We start from the raw sequence: 14768 nt of genomic DNA on the forward strand, positions 1-14768 counted from the left end.
GCTGGGCCCCTTATTTCACGTCTTCAATCACACGCACACCACCCTGACCGGCGATCAGGATGCCGCCCTTTTCACGGGGCAGTACGGCGGAGATGGATTCACGGTCCGGCAGGAACCGCAGAGAAAAGCTCTTGCCTTCATCGTCACTGGTAAGAATGCCGCCCGCATTGGTAACCAGTACCAGAGAGCCGTTGGCCAGTACCGCACCATCGTTGATTCCCCGGCTCAAACCACTGGGCACCTTGCTCCAGCTCACACCACGGTTGCCGGTGAGCCAGATATTGCCTTGCAGGCCATACACCAGTGCCTTGGCATCAGACAGAGCCAGAGCGCCAAACAGGGTGCCACTGTAGGGGCTTTTCAGACGTTCCCAGCTGGCGCCTTCATCCACGGAACGGAACATGGCGCCCTTTTCACCAACCAGATAGCGGGTAGCACTTTTACTCACCGCGGTCAGATCATAGAGATGCCAGCCATCGCCGTTTTTCAGTCGATCCAGCTTCTTGCTCCAGCTGGCACCACCGTCGGTGGTTTCCAGATAGTAGCCATAGCCACCCACGGCCACCGCATGGTCACGGCTTTCGCACTGCACATCCAGCAGCGGCGCACCGGAGGTATCTACCGGCCCGGATGAACTACCTGCGTCATCCGCATAGGGATCATCGCTGTAGGGGTCGTCGCCGTAGGGGTCATCGCTATATTCTTCGTCGGCATAGGGATCACCATAGATATCGTCCATGGACAGATCATCCATGGCCACGTCTCCGCCGTCTGCGATATCGCCGGCATCATCGGTGCCGTCGCCACCCAGGGGATCGCTGTACTGCAGTGTCCAGGTTTCGCCGCCATCACTGGTGCCGAGCACCAGGGCATCATGCCCCACCGCCCAGCCATGACGGGCATCGGCGAAACAGACACTGGTCAGCAACACTTCCGACGGGGTGCTGGCTACTTGCCAGTGGCCACCTTCATCGTCGGAGTAGAGAATTTTTCCACGATCGCCCACTGCGACAATACGGCCACCTGCATCAGCAAGATCCAGGTAGGTATTGGCTTTCACCAGAGGGGAATCGCCTGCGATAAAGTCTGCCTGCACAGTTGCAGACAGGGCGGCCGAAACGGCCAAAAGCATTATTTTTTTCATTGTCCCATCTCTTCCCGAGAGCTCCCTGAGCGGGAGCCGAGTACAAAACGACCGGGGTAAAAGCCCCGGCCGTCTTGTGCATGCGAACAGCAGACTGATCGCGGTTTTCCAATGTTAGCCACGGCCACGACGACGCAGGGCGGCGGGATGGAAATAACGGTCATCCGGAACCGGCTGGCTGTAGTCGAGGATGGAAGGCTCTTCGTTATCCAGGAACTGTACGTGGTAACGCTGCGCACGCAGGTCGTGGAAGGTATCCAGAGCAGTCCACTGGGCCGGCACTTCATAGTAGTTCTTGATGAAGGCCAGGCTAACACGCCACAGCTCACCACGACGGTCATACTGGTCGATGGCGGCGATCTGCCAGGAATCTTCGTCAATGTAGAAGCGACGCTTCTGGTAGATGTGACGCTCACCATCTTTCAGATTGGCTTCCACTACCCACACGCGGTGCAGTTCCCAACGCTGGTAGTCAGGGTTCACGTGACCTTTCTGCAGCAGGGTCTCGTAGCTCACGTCCGGGCTATCCAGCTTGTAGTTGTTGTAGGGAATGAACATTTCCACCGGCTTGGCGTGTACCAGCTTCCAGTTGTACTTGTCCGGAGCACCGTTATACATGTCGGTGTCGTCCGCAGTACGCAGGCCATCGGCGGCAGCAATCGGGGTATCGTAGGCCAGGTTCGGCGCACGACGCACACGACGCTGACCGGCGTTGTAGCCCCAGGCCTGACGCGGCATCTTCTTCTGATCCTGCATTTCGTGTACCAGTACCGCACCACCGGCCAGACGCGCCGGCGCCTTGGTGAAGGACAGGTAATAGAACAGTACGTTATCCAGGGTCTCGTAGTTGTACTTCGGATCGTAGTAACGGAAGTAGATTTCCTGCTGGGAGGTGATCAGGGAATACGCACCGCTACGCTGTACCGCCACTTCGGACGCACGACGCACCACGTACAGACCGCGCCAGCGCAGAATGTGGTTCCAGATCGCCTGCATGGCCTGCTCTTCATTGCTGCCGCTGAGGATCGGGAACGGGATACCGCCAAAGGTATCTTTCACACCGGTTTCGCCCAGCTCCGCCTTGGTAGCATTGCTCTTGGTGTTGTCATACACCCACTGCGGCGCAGAGGTGGAGCGGTGGCTCGGGTACACATTCAGCTTGAAGGTATCCGGGTAGGTCTTGAGCATGGCCTGCACACCATCTGGCAGCTTGTCAGCATACTGACCTGCATTCTGCGCAGTGATGGTGAATACCGGCTTTTCACTGGCATAAGGATCAGGGTGATGCTGGCCCGGACGGGTATAGCTCTTGGGAATGTCCTTGCGCTGAATACCGCCAGTCCAGTCCGGGATACCCAGACCGGTAGAAACGGCCTTGCCGTTACCTTTTACCTGTGCGCCAAAGGGAGTAAGGCTCTTGCCCAGTTTGGCAGCCTCGGAAGCGGGAACAGCCGCCTGTACAGTGGCCGCCACGCTCAGGGACAACGCCAGTGCGCTCCCCATTGCGGTCAATTTCTTCAACATGATTTGCTCTCCGATAAACCGGGCCGCAATGCGGCCCGCAAAAATTTAGAAAGAGTACTTAACAGAAACCGAGGCGTTGTTACGGTCGGCCAGCTTGTTGGAGTAATCGGCACCCCAGAAGGTGGTACCAGACATGCCCACTTCCAGGTTGTTCAAGTACACAAAATTCACGCCCAGCGTGGCGGCTTTACGATCTTCCATAAAGTTGCCGCCGATGGGGGAGTTGCCGTTCACATCATGGGCGAAACGGAAACTCGGGCTCATGGAAATACCTGCGAAAACGTTGCTGTAATCCGCTTTCACGACCGCACGGTAACCCCAGGAAGTGGGATCCATGTAGTACTTGTCGGGATTTTCCGGGCTCAGGATCTGGGCTTCGCTGTCCAGAATCGCGGCAGTGGAGTTGTAATTCAGGTCTTCGTTTTCCAGACCTTCAATGTGCTCCACACCCAGTTCCAGCAGGGCAACCAGACCATCAGAACCGAAGGTCGGGCCGAAGTTGAAAATGCTGACAAGGGAACCGTTATAGCTTTCTACTTCGTCATAGAAGTAATAAAGCTGGCCATCCTGAACAACGGTATCCTTGGACAGACAGCTGCCGCCCATTTCGGCGCGAACACAGTGGTCGGTCAAGTTACCCAAAGTCACAGGCGCAGGGCTGAGTGCTGACTGACCTGCTGCCCCTGCAAGAGCCGCGATCAGATTGTCACCGCCTTCGTTAATGATGGCGCGCTCGGGACGGTAAGCCACTTCACCAGCCAGGGACATGTTGCCCACCATGGTGTTGAAGCTGAAACCGAACATGTCCTGATCTTCCGCGTAGGCCATCTGATACTCCGCGGTATCGATGATCAGCGGAATGGCACCAGCACCACCACCCTGACCTGCCTGTACATTATTCAGGCGCGCACCGACAACCGGAGTGCGGGCGTGAGTGCGGGTGTAGTAGAGCGCGAATTCGGTGCCGTTCAGGTTCTCGGCGAAGTAGCGATACGCCAGACCAAACTGACCATTGTCATCGGCTTCCAAATCGCGGATACGATCCACAGTCACCTGGGTGGATTCATACTGATAATTGCTATAGTTGGCGGAGGTATAAGTATCAAAGGCTGCTTCCAGACCCGGCGCGCCAGCACTCAACGCAATCACGCGGCCATCCAGAATCACATTATCCGCCCCTTTGCCCGGGAAGGCATCGTGGGTGGAGAAATAGGTTCCGGTAGGCGCATCTTCGGAATTTTTCCACTCAAACTGGTAGAAACCTTCCAGGGTAGCGTTGTAGGTCAGACCGTAGGAGAAGTAGACACTGTCCAGCGGCAGCAGCGCTTCCTTGATCTCGGAGCCGGGCAGACGCAGCGCATTGAGATCAAAGTAGTTGGCGGTGTTGATACCGTTCTGCATGAACAGGGCTTCACCCCAGTTGATCACCTGCTGACCGAGACGCACGTTCAACGGACGCTCGAACACATCGAAGTTGCCCCACACATAGGCATCCAGCAGACGGGCCCGCTCACCGGCATAACGCTCGGCATCGCTGGTGAAATCGTCACCGGTACCGTTGTTGGCGTAGTCCGAGTAAAGCGCGTAACGATTGAAGCCATTCACATTGGTCGGCCCACCAGGAATGAGCAGGCCACCATCGTGACCGCCATCCATGATTACCTGATCATAGAAAGCGGTGCCACGCAGGAACATGCCGTACTTGCCCTGCCAGCTCAGATCCAGTTCCGGGGTGATCTTGTAAACCAGGGATGCCAGACCAGTGTCAAAATTGTTGTTGGCATCGTTCTTGTTGATCTGCGAGCCATAACCCATTTTCGTCATTTGAATGACGTCATCGGTAGCAGCCAGCATGGGATCCTGGGATTCGGTCCGGAACAACGCACCCACAGACAGCGTGGTGTCGATTCGGCCTTGCCAGTCAGGATTTTCAAACTCAAGTTGAATCGCCGACGCTGGCGCAGAGAAAGCCCCGAGGGCTGAGATACTGGCGACAGCCATCGCCAGCCTGGTTTTACGCAGGTGGTTATTATTCATGTAGCTACTCCGAGTTGCCAAATGGCTTTATTGTTCTCACTGCTGCGTCCCTATACGGATTCAGATCCCATCTTTCCTACTGAAACACGCCGCAAACAGCTAATACCTAATTCTTACACATTGAAACCTAAAATAAATCCCCCCTGAGGGGCGATTTACGACCGGCCGGTCACGATTATTTCAGGGCTCCAGCGTATGCAACTACTGACTAATTTTCCGCCAGAATCCGCCCCAGCACTTCACCCAGATTGGACGATGCCGACGCATTGACGCCCTGCAACAGAGACCGGAAGACCTGCTGGCGGCCAGGCTCCAGTCGATGCAGACGGGCCGCTGCATTGGCAATGCGCGCGGCAATCTGCGGATTCAGGCCATCCACCGTCCTCAGCGCATCGGTAAAGAGACGGTAGCCTTTGTCAGTATTGAAGGCGGAAGGGTTACTGCCCGCCAGCACACCCAGCACGGAACGCACCCGGTTGGGCACCTTCCAGTCGAACGCAGGGTGGGCCAGCAAGCGCTCCACCACATCAATTGTCACCTCACCCGGCGCGGACGCCTGCACCGAGAACCACTGATCCATCACCAGCGCCTCTTCTACCCATTTGTGGGCAAACTGCTCCAGTGCCTGTTCGGCACCCGCCAAGCGATGATGCACCAAGACACGCAGCGCTCCCAGCTCCTCCGACATGCACAGAGGCAACTCAAATAGCTCTATGGCGATACGTGCTGCTTCCGGATGGCCGCCCGCCGCCAGGTAGTCCAGTGCCAGGTTGCGCAGCTGACGACGCCCCATGGCCACACCGTCCATTTCCAGCTCCGTGGCCAGCAGGTTCTCCGACAGGGACAGCCATCGCGATTGCAGGGCAACGCCCAGCGCCCGCTTCAGTGCCTGATGCGCCACATGGATCGCCGCCGGGTCCAGCGGCGTGTGCCGATCCCCCAGGGCAATCTCGGTGGGCAGGGTCAGCAACAGCGCCGCCTGGGCCGGGTCCTCCCCTGCACGCTCGATCACCTGCTCCAGCACCGGCGCCAGGGCAGCAGCTTCGTCCTCTGCTCGACCCTTGCCAAGCACCAGACGATCAAGAGCCGTGAAGTAGAGTCGCTGGGCCGCAGACCAGCGGCAGTAGCCGTCGCTGTCATGGGCCAGCAGAGTAGCCAGCTGATCGGTACCATAATCAAATTCCAGCACCACGGGAGCAGAAAAACCGCGCAGCAGGGACGGCGTCACCGGCCCACTGACCGGGAAGTGGAACGTCTGCTCCGCGTCCTCCAGGATCAGCACCGTCTCACGCAGCCCACTGTCATCCAGCGCCACCGGCTCACCATCCTGGCCCAACAGCGCCAGACGCACCGGAATCACCAGAGGCGCCTTGTCGGCCTGCCCCGGCGTCGGCGGGGTGTGCTGCCGGAAGGTGATGGCATAGCCATCCGCCGTCTGCTCATCGCTCACCGACAGGATCGGGGTGCCCGCCTGACTGTACCAGCGACGGAATTGGGTCATGTCCCGGCCGGAGACTTCCTGCATGCAGTCGACAAAGTCATCACAAGTCACCGCCTGGCCATCGAAACGCTCGAAGTAAAGATCGGTGGCTTTACGGAAGCCCTCGGCGCCCAGCAGGTGATATTGCATGCGGACAATTTCAGCCCCCTTCTCATAGATGGTAAGGGTGTAGAAATTATCGATTTTCTGGAACTCCGCCGGACGCACCGGATGCGCCATGGGCCCCTGATCTTCCGGGAACTGATGGTTCACCAGAAAATCCACATCGTTCACCCGCTGCACCGCATCGGAATTCATATCAGCGGAGAACATCTGGTCACGAAATACGGTAAAGCCTTCCTTGAGACTGAGCTGGAACCAGTCACGACAGGTAACCCGATTACCGGACCAGTTATGGAAATACTCATGGGCCACCACGGATTCCACTCGCTGAAAACCGGCATCGGTAGTGGTGGCCGGGTGCGCCAGCACGCAGGAAGTATTGAAGATATTGAGCCCCTTGTTTTCCATGGCGCCCATATTGAAGTGGCTCACCGCCACGATCATGTAGATGTCCAGATCGTACTCCCGGCCATAGGTTTCCTCATCCCAGCGCATGGCATTCTTGAGGGATTCCATAGCGTGATCCAGCTTGTCCAGATCCCGGTGCTCGGCATAAAGGCGAAGCGCCACTTCGCGACCGGACATCGTGGTAAAGCTGTCCTCCAGGCAGGCCAGATCCCCGGCCACCAGAGCGAACAGATAACAGGGCTTCGGGAACGGATCTTCCCAGGTCACCCAGTGACGCTCACCCTCTTCGCCCTGCGCCACCGGATTACCGTTGGAAAGCAGCAAGGGATAACGCTGCTTGTCCGCACGCACCGTGGTGCGGAAGCGGGAAAGCACATCCGGGCGATCCGGGAAGAAGGTGATGTGGCGGAAACCCTGGGCTTCGCACTGGGTACAGTACATACCGTTGGACATGTACAGGCCTTCCAGGGCAGTGTTCTTTTCCGGTTCGATATCCACAACGGAAACCAGGGTTGCCTGTTCCGCCAGACCGGAAAGCAACAGCTCACCATTGTCGTAACGGTACTCCCCCTCCCCAAGCACCTTGCCGTCCAAGGTCAATGAACGAATCACCAGACCTTCACCGTTGAAGGTCATGGCATCGGAAACCGCCGCATCCGGATTACGCCGCAACGCCAGCTCACTGGTAACGGTGGTCACACCATCGCGAATATCCACATCCAGTTTCACGCTATCCACCAGATAGGCCGGAGGCTGGTAATCCGCAAGACGGGTGGTGACAGCAGCGTGGGCAGTTTCCATGCAAAAACTCCAGACAAGGGAAATGTGGGACTAGTTTAACGCGTCCCGAAAACGACAACACCCCGCTAAAGCGGGGTGTTGTTTATCACCGTGAAGTCAGTAAAAAAACGTCTTACGGACCTACTACTTCAACGTCCTGAGGAGCCTGAGAGCCGATGGCTACCTGAGCACCGCCGGAAAGCACAAAGCTCATGACCTGGGCCTGCAGTTCCGCAGTCACCTGCGGAGCGCCACCGGAGGGAGTCAGCAAGGAACCATGGCCACCCGCAGTCATCTTCACAATACCGGCATTACCCAGAGCCGTCAGATCAACCGCACCCGGAGAAAGCTGGACCGCACTCGACAGTGAAGCCATGCCCTCTGTGCCCATCATCGGCAGTGAGGGATCACCATTCGGGACAACGGTGTCACCATTCACCTGCTGCAGCAAGACAGGCAAACCCACAACCGCCAAAGCACCAACGTTGCTTGAGAAGTTGACAGGATCACCGGATGAAACCGTGCTCTGAGCAACATACAGGAAGCTTTCGTAGTCAGAGGTACCCACATTCACGCCGTTCGCCGCCAGGCCTGCCTGGATGCGCGGTGCAAACGCCTGGGAGTTATTCAGCAGATGCGCCAGCTGGGTACCACCCACAGAGGCAACCAAGCCGTTAATTGTGTTGAGGTTACTGCCAAAGTTGCTATCTGCCGAGATCGCCACCTGGTTGGTGCTAGTGAAGGTAGTCCCAACCATCGCACCCAGAGAAGCCCCGACGACGGTAACATTCCCCGTATCCAGCGTGCCATTACCATCAATATCCAGTGTGCTGATGGCGCCCAGGCTGGCATTCAGGTTGAGCAGATCCATCACGGCCTGGCGCAGGTTATCACGGGTGTTCTTGAGATTGGCCAGGTTAATGAACCAGCTACCGGAACCATCCAGCGCCGTTGGCGACTCAAAGTTCATTGGCGCCGGGTTGCCAGAGGCATCCTGTGCCACATTGAAGTGTCGCTCATGCAGGCCAAGACCATCATAGATGGCTGCGAGAGGACTATTTTCTACATTCAACGCAGTCGCAAACGCGCTGTTCGCCGGCACACCATGGACTGGCAAGTCGATAGCTACGGTTGCAATACAACGAGACGCCAGGGTATGCGCCAGTGCCATCACTGAAGTACGGTCGCTGGTAATACCGTGCACGTAGATTACCGTCGGGTAACCAGTGTTGTCACGAACATTGGCACAGGATGCGCCCTGTAGCTCAGCAGGAGTCAAGGCAGGATTCGGCAGGGTCACCTGCAGCGGCACGGTTTCCACGCCGGTCTGGGCTGCAAACGGATAGCGGTAGGTCACATTGTAGCTACCGTCCACATCCATCGGAGGGATACCCATACCCAAATAGGACCCAAGCACCTGATCCGCAGTCCAGGATTTTTGCAGGAAACTGAAATCTCCCGCGCTGGCCGGTGCAGACTGGTAGTAAGGCAGCTCAATGGCACCCGTAAACAGCTTGCCGACATTCGGAGCCAGCGCGTTTAGGGTGAGGTTAGCAAAATCTACCCCGGACAAATCGCTTACAACCACATCCCGGGCTTTCGGCGTGCTCAGCAAACCAAGCCCTTCCAAGTCAGCGGCATTACCCAAGGCGGTTTGTGCATCGACACCCGCCTCAATTTGAGACAGCGCGATGGCTCCACGCGGTGCCGCCATGGCGGTAAGTGGAGTTTGAGGATCGGTAGTGGTGAAGGTGTAGGAAATCGCCACACTATCCTTGGCCACATCCACCGGAATACCACCCATGGAGAGGGCATTGATCAAGCCCCCGGCAATAGTTTCCCAGCCCTGGATCGCGCCACGAACGGGAGCCAGCGAGCTGGTCACTTCTGGCTGGTCTTCACCCAGGATGTTATAGGCCGTGGAAGCCTTGATCGGATCACCATTGGTATCCAGCACGCCATTGGTGACAAAAACCAGGTACTTGGTTTTCGGCATCAGAGGCTTCAGGGGTGTAATCCGCAGCGTATTGTCAGTGCCGCCATTCAGTGACACGACTGAAGCACTGATCGCCGTGGTGCCAAATGCGGCCTGGTTCACCCCGGTGATATTGGCAGGGTTCAGCGCATCACCATCACCACCGCTTGTATCAAGTGGAACCAGATAAACATTTGGCAGGCCTTCGCAACCACCGGGAACACAGACGGTGGCAGCATCAATGCTTCCGCCCGCAAAACCGATATCGAAGTAAGCGGTGGTGGAAAAACCGTCAAGCGCGTTTACCGCGGCTTCGATGGCATTTTCCGGAACACCCACATTCGCAGTACCGTCACTGGTCGCGGCATCTGCAAAAATCAGATCGGTATTCAGCGGAAGTTCAGAGGTTACCGGGTTAAATTTGGGATAGGTACCCGCGGGGTTACCGCCGGCAGTCTGGTCCTCGAAAGAGTCGCTACCGCCACCGCAGGCAGCCAGCGCCATAGCAACTGCAGCAGGCAGTACTTTCTTGTAAATATGCATGTGGTCTCCCGAACCGTTTGTTATTTAATTCTTTTATTACCCATAGGGTAAAACATCGTTACAGACAGGCAGTCTGTTGGTCCTTTCGGCCAGATAAAAAATACCTAGCCCGGAATTGGTCTCATAGGAAGATTACAGTATGTAATGCCACCGACCAATGCCAGATGACAGCAAAACACCCCGAAGGGCCAATAAAAGGATGACTTGCCGGTCACTCTTCACGTGAATTTTACTGCAGCGTATCCGGCCCACGCAGGGTTATCGGCTGCTCTTCCACTTCATCCTTGTCGCCCTTGCAGGCCTGCTCCATATAGCCAGTGCGCTGCTCTTCAGGCAGGTTCTTCGCCTCCCAGGCCAGCACCGCCTGCATGCACGTCTCACGCTGCTCTTTCGTCAGCACCCGGCCATCCGGCCACTTGCCCAACTCCACCGCACGACGCATGTTGTCGCAAATTTCCGGCGTCATGGTGGCAATCAAATCTTCAAAGCTTTGGTAGGTCATGGTCTGTTCCAGTAGCGATGAGCGCCATCAATCGGCGGAGATCGGCTAACGCCGATTTCCGCCCTACGAGGGGCTTCTGTCTGTCTTTTGACTTTCGCTATTAACTATTAATTATTAACTATTAACTGCTCTTCAGTTGCCCTCACCCGGCCGGGTACTCCAGCCGAGCTTGGAGCGACAGGCCTGATAGAAATCATGGCCCGGCGGATGAATCAGGTAAAGGCGATGGGGCTTCTTGCGGATCACCAGCACGTCATCCACCTGCAGACGAATGCCCTCAGTACCATCACAGCTGACCAGCGGACGCACCTTTTCCGTGGTGATATGAATCTTGATTTCCGAATCGCCGGCCACCACCAGCGGGCGGCTGGTGAGGGTGTGCGGGTTGAGCGGCACCAGCACCATGGCATCCAGCTTGGGATGCATGATCGGGCCACCACCGGACAGGGCGTAGGCGGTGGAGCCGGTAGGCGTGGAGATAATCAGGCCATCGGAGCGCTGGCCATAGACAAAGTGGCCATCAATACCCAGCTCGAAATCGATCATATGTACGCTGTCACCGGACAGCAGCACGACGTCGTTGAGTGCTGTGCCCTCGCCCACCACGGTCTTGCCACGGCGCACTTCCAGATCCAGCAGGAAACGCTTTTCCGTGGTGTACTCGCCATCCAGCACCTGCCCCACACGGGACTCGATTTCAGAGGGGAGAATATCGGTGAGGAAACCCAGGTGGCCACGGTTGACGCCCAGCACCGGCACCTTGAAGCGGGCCAGGGTACGGGCCGCTCCCAGCAGGCTGCCGTCACCGCCTACCACGATCACCAGATCGCAGGCTTCACCCATCTGCGCAGGCGTCGCCCCCTGCAGACCCATTTCCGGCAGGTTGTCGATGATGTTCTTGTCGAGGATGACGGTGCAATCGCGGCCGTGCAGAAAGTGAATCAACTGGCGCAGGGAATACAGCGCCTGCTCACTTTCAGAACGGGCAATCAGACCGATATTGCGAAACTTGTCGTGAACCACAGAGATCCCGGGGCAGCGGCGGCTGCTGTCGGTTGCGGGGGCCGCCACCGTCAGCAGCGATCACCCCTGGGTCATGCTCTCGTTCAGGGTAGCAGCATTGGCATTCAGGCCGCCATCCAGGACGATCACATCCAGGCCGGCGTTTTTTAACAAAAATGCCGCGGTTGCGCTACGTCTTCCGGTGTCACAGTAGGCCACATAGGTGCGGGATGGGTCCAAAAGACGGGATTTCAGCCGCAAAACGTTGAGCGGCATGTTGGAGGCACCCTCCAGGTGCCCCTGGTCGAATTCATCGCTGGTGCGCACATCCAGCCAGGTGGCGCCTTTCTCGATGGCGTCCTGCACCTGATCCACCGGCAGGGTATTGATGATCGGCTCGCGCAACAGGGCATCGAAATCCTTGCGATCCAGACGCATCAGCACGCCATCGGTGGCCATGGTCACGGTGGCATTACGGGGCTTGCCGGACAGCAGCGCCTCCTCACCGAACCACTGCCCTTCTTCCAGCATGGCCACCGGGGTGGGCTCGCTGTCACCCATGCTCACCGCCACCTCACAGACGCCTTCCTTGAGGATGTAGCAGCAATCTGCGGCCTCCCCCTGGCGAATGATCACATCGCCTTCTTTCTGGCGGAATGCGCGCAGGCGACGGAAGATTTCCAGGATATTGGTGGGCGGCACGCGGTGAAACAGCTTGGAACGCAGCAGACGGATCATCCACTCGCGGTCGTTCTGGTAGGCCGAGTTGGCATTGATATCAAGAATCACGTAACCAGCAGACTGGTCCCAGGACAGGATGGTATCCAGACGGAAGCTGTCGAACCGGACCACACTGACTTCGCTGATCGCGCGGGCAGTGCTGCGGCGGGGCTGAGCATGATCCAGGGGGTGCCAGGAGGCGGAATCGCCGGCGCTGACCACTTCGGTGTTGCCGTTTTCGTCGGTGAGCTCCACCTTGCCGCTGAGCAGGTAAATCGTGGTGTTGTCCTCGTCACCTAACGAAAAAAGGACATCACCTGACACATAGCGGCACACCTCTTGCTGATCCAGCAGCCAATCCAGCTGGTCGCCAGACAGGGCATTTACTGGCACAAACGTCTGCAAAAGGCTTTTATCAATGGATTCTCGCGCCATAACTGCCGCTCCCGGTCTTTTTGATCACGCGTTTTCTGGTTATATCCAGACTAACTACTGCAAAAAGCCGACCACTTCCGCCTTTGAGGGAACTGGTTCACAGTTTTTGTTTACCGAAACTTCAGCACATTGTCGATGGCAGAGTCATTGCGGCAGTTGGGGCAGCGATTGGCATTACGGTCGGAGACGCCCGGCTTGAACTGGTTGGGCACTTCCACACGGATCACCCGCTTGCCGCACACCTGCCCCTCAACACCGGCGCTGACCTGACACACCGGGTTTTCGTAGTGGGCCAGCCAGGCGCGGTAGTGATCCTCGGTGACCAGACACTTGCGCGCCGCAAAGGCCACCGGATTTTCCATGTATTCGGCAATCTGGTCCGCCGGGATGGAGATATGCCCTGCCCCCGGGTGGAAGGCGATAAAGCTCAACCCCAGGTCTTCCAGCTTTTCCAGCACCTTCTGGGCGCCAGAGCTGGCTTCACGGGTCTGGTTACGCTTGAGCTCGGCAATCTCTTCCTTCTGCTGGCTGATCAGGTCATCACGGGTGAGCACGTCCATTTCCTTGGCATGGATCTCCTCGGACAGCTTGGCACGCTCTTCCTCAAGCCGCTGCTCCAGGGCCAGCTTGTACTGCTCGGTGAGCACTTCCAGTTCGCTCCCCTGATTGGCGCTCTGGTGGCTCTGCTCCTCCAGGCTCTTGTTCAGGCTCATCACCTGGGCCTTGAGGGAATCATTCTGCTCTCGCAGGGCACCGCTCTGGGCTTTGAGGGTCTTGAACTGGCCCAGCACCTTTTCCAGCTGGGCATTGAGAATTTCTTCTTTCTGCTGGGCGGCATAACGCAGCTTGGCCACTTCCTCACTCTGGGAGTTTTCCAGCGTCTGCACCCGCAGGCGCAACTCCTTGATGATCCGTGCCAGACGGACACGCTCTTCATCATCCTTCTTGCGGGCGTCTTCATCATCTGCAGTGATGGTGGGCAGCACCGGAGGCGAAGTCGGCGCAGAGGTGTCCATGTCATCGTCGATTTCCAGGCCCATCTTGGGCCCGCGTTCGCGGATCAGATCACGGATAGCGATAAAGTCGTTACTGCCCGGCTTCATGCCCGGATCCCACAACTGATCCTGATGCCAGGCCACCGGACACTGGCTGCGGCAGGCCAGCCGGATGGGCCCAGCCCCCATATCCGGGCCCTGGGCACCGTGTTCGGCGAGATGTCGCAGGGGCACATTCCAGGTGGTGTCGGCCATGCCATCTTCATCGAAATCGATGGTGAACAGCACGATGGCGCGCACTCTCAGGCGCCCGTCCACCAGGCAGTAGGCACCACGCATTTCCTTGTCCGCGAACTCAGGCACCCCAACCATGCCATCGAGAATCGCCTCGAAATCCGAGTACAGCATGCTCTTGCTGATGCCCCGATGGTCAAAAAACAGAATGGCTTCGGAGGTCACTGCAGATGCAGACATGTGCGCCTTTCCTTTCCCTGAAATTATTGTAAGTGGCTACCGACCCAGACGGCGCCCCACCCAAAAAGTGACGCCCAGAGTCAGAATGCTGCCAATTATAGTCAGCCCCAAAACTGAAGTGTGACCTGAATGGCTCGCAAAAAAAAGCACATTCGTTGACCCTCTAGCATGCCGCAGAGGAATCCCTGCAACCGCAACCGGGATCACGTTGTGAGACTTATGTGAAAAAATGCATCAGGTGAATCTGATTCTTTTAAACACGGGGCCAGTGGAGCAGGATCAGGGGAGATACAGGAAAGACGGGAGGGGGATCAGGGGCAGGATTTCAGGACGGGGACGGGAGGATTAAAGTTCCTCGCCGTCGTCAGCCCAACCATCTTCTTCCAGCCATTCTTCCAGGCTTTCCATCATCTGGCGCTCTTCCAGGCGCTCTTCAAACAGCTCTTCCATTGTTTCTTCCTTCTTTTGGTTTGGTCTTTTCACATGTTGTGAGAAGGATTAGACAGGGGAAACGTGACAAGTTCATTAAGAGACGCAACAGGCAGCACGCTTTACGCAACACGGGAAGATCAAAGGCAAGACAACGGCAGGAAAAAGCGGGCGTGCTGCGTGAAGCGTGGTGCGTG

The 14768-nt window shown here is 57.3% G+C and carries 9 protein-coding genes; all 9 read right to left on the reverse strand.

Going from position 1 to position 14768, the window contains the following annotated elements; all coding sequences use genetic code 11:
* Nucleotides 1-10: 10 nt before the first annotated feature.
* The 9 genes from MWU49_RS09325 to MWU49_RS09365 all read right to left on the reverse strand — a co-directional run bounded on the left by MWU49_RS09325 (nt 11) and on the right by MWU49_RS09365 (nt 14142).
* Nucleotides 11-1144 (reverse strand): YCF48-related protein, encoded by a 1134-nt coding sequence (locus MWU49_RS09325; protein ID WP_246971051.1) that lies wholly within the window; start codon nt 1142-1144, stop codon nt 11-13.
* 114 nt (nt 1145-1258) lie between these two features.
* Nucleotides 1259-2668, reverse strand: a complete 1410-nt coding sequence (locus tag MWU49_RS09330) for a DUF1329 domain-containing protein (RefSeq protein WP_246971053.1) — start codon at nt 2666-2668, stop codon at nt 1259-1261.
* 45 nt (nt 2669-2713) lie between these two features.
* Nucleotides 2714-4705 carry a DUF1302 domain-containing protein gene (locus MWU49_RS09335; RefSeq protein ID WP_246971055.1) on the reverse strand — a complete coding sequence of 664 codons (1992 nt, stop codon included), beginning with the start codon at nt 4703-4705 and terminating at the stop codon, nt 2714-2716.
* A 208-nt stretch (nt 4706-4913) separates the two neighbouring features.
* Nucleotides 4914-7517, reverse strand: a complete 2604-nt coding sequence (gene pepN, locus MWU49_RS09340; protein ID WP_246971058.1) for an aminopeptidase N — start codon at nt 7515-7517, stop codon at nt 4914-4916.
* A 112-nt stretch (nt 7518-7629) separates the two neighbouring features.
* Nucleotides 7630-10014: a hypothetical protein gene (locus tag MWU49_RS09345; protein ID WP_246971061.1), complete on the reverse strand. Its 2385-nt coding sequence runs from the start codon at nt 10012-10014 to the stop codon at nt 7630-7632.
* 229 nt (nt 10015-10243) lie between these two features.
* Complete coding sequence (locus MWU49_RS09350; RefSeq protein ID WP_246971063.1) at nt 10244-10516, reverse strand: DUF1315 family protein; 273 nt, start codon at nt 10514-10516, stop codon at nt 10244-10246.
* Between the two features lie 132 nt (nt 10517-10648).
* Nucleotides 10649-11539, reverse strand: coding sequence for an NAD(+) kinase (locus tag MWU49_RS09355; protein ID WP_246971065.1), 891 nt, complete (start codon nt 11537-11539; stop codon nt 10649-10651).
* A 60-nt stretch (nt 11540-11599) separates the two neighbouring features.
* The gene (locus MWU49_RS09360) at nt 11600-12673 is read right to left on the reverse strand and encodes a cyclic nucleotide-binding domain-containing protein (RefSeq protein WP_246971067.1); all 1074 of its coding nucleotides are present in this window, start codon (nt 12671-12673) and stop codon (nt 11600-11602) included.
* Between the two features lie 110 nt (nt 12674-12783).
* Complete coding sequence (locus MWU49_RS09365; protein WP_246971069.1) at nt 12784-14142, reverse strand: hypothetical protein; 1359 nt, start codon at nt 14140-14142, stop codon at nt 12784-12786.
* Nucleotides 14143-14768: the final 626 nt, after the last annotated feature.

It is taken from the genome of Alcanivorax sp. S6407 (assembly GCF_023016115.1).
In the GTDB taxonomy this organism is placed as follows: domain Bacteria; phylum Pseudomonadota; class Gammaproteobacteria; order Pseudomonadales; family Alcanivoracaceae; genus Alcanivorax.

Coding starts and splice junctions, on each gene's coding strand:
- MWU49_RS09325 (WP_246971051.1), bottom strand. CDS start 1,144: ATGAAAAAAATAATGCTTTTGGCCGTTTCGGCCGCCCTGTCTGCAACT.
- MWU49_RS09330 (WP_246971053.1), bottom strand. CDS start 2,668: ATGTTGAAGAAATTGACCGCAATGGGGAGCGCACTGGCGTTGTCCCTG.
- MWU49_RS09335 (WP_246971055.1), bottom strand. CDS start 4,705: ATGAATAATAACCACCTGCGTAAAACCAGGCTGGCGATGGCTGTCGCC.
- pepN (WP_246971058.1), bottom strand. CDS start 7,517: ATGGAAACTGCCCACGCTGCTGTCACCACCCGTCTTGCGGATTACCAG.
- MWU49_RS09345 (WP_246971061.1), bottom strand. CDS start 10,014: ATGCATATTTACAAGAAAGTACTGCCTGCTGCAGTTGCTATGGCGCTG.
- MWU49_RS09350 (WP_246971063.1), bottom strand. CDS start 10,516: ATGACCTACCAAAGCTTTGAAGATTTGATTGCCACCATGACGCCGGAA.
- MWU49_RS09360 (WP_246971067.1), bottom strand. CDS start 12,673: ATGGCGCGAGAATCCATTGATAAAAGCCTTTTGCAGACGTTTGTGCCA.
- MWU49_RS09365 (WP_246971069.1), bottom strand. CDS start 14,142: ATGTCTGCATCTGCAGTGACCTCCGAAGCCATTCTGTTTTTTGACCAT.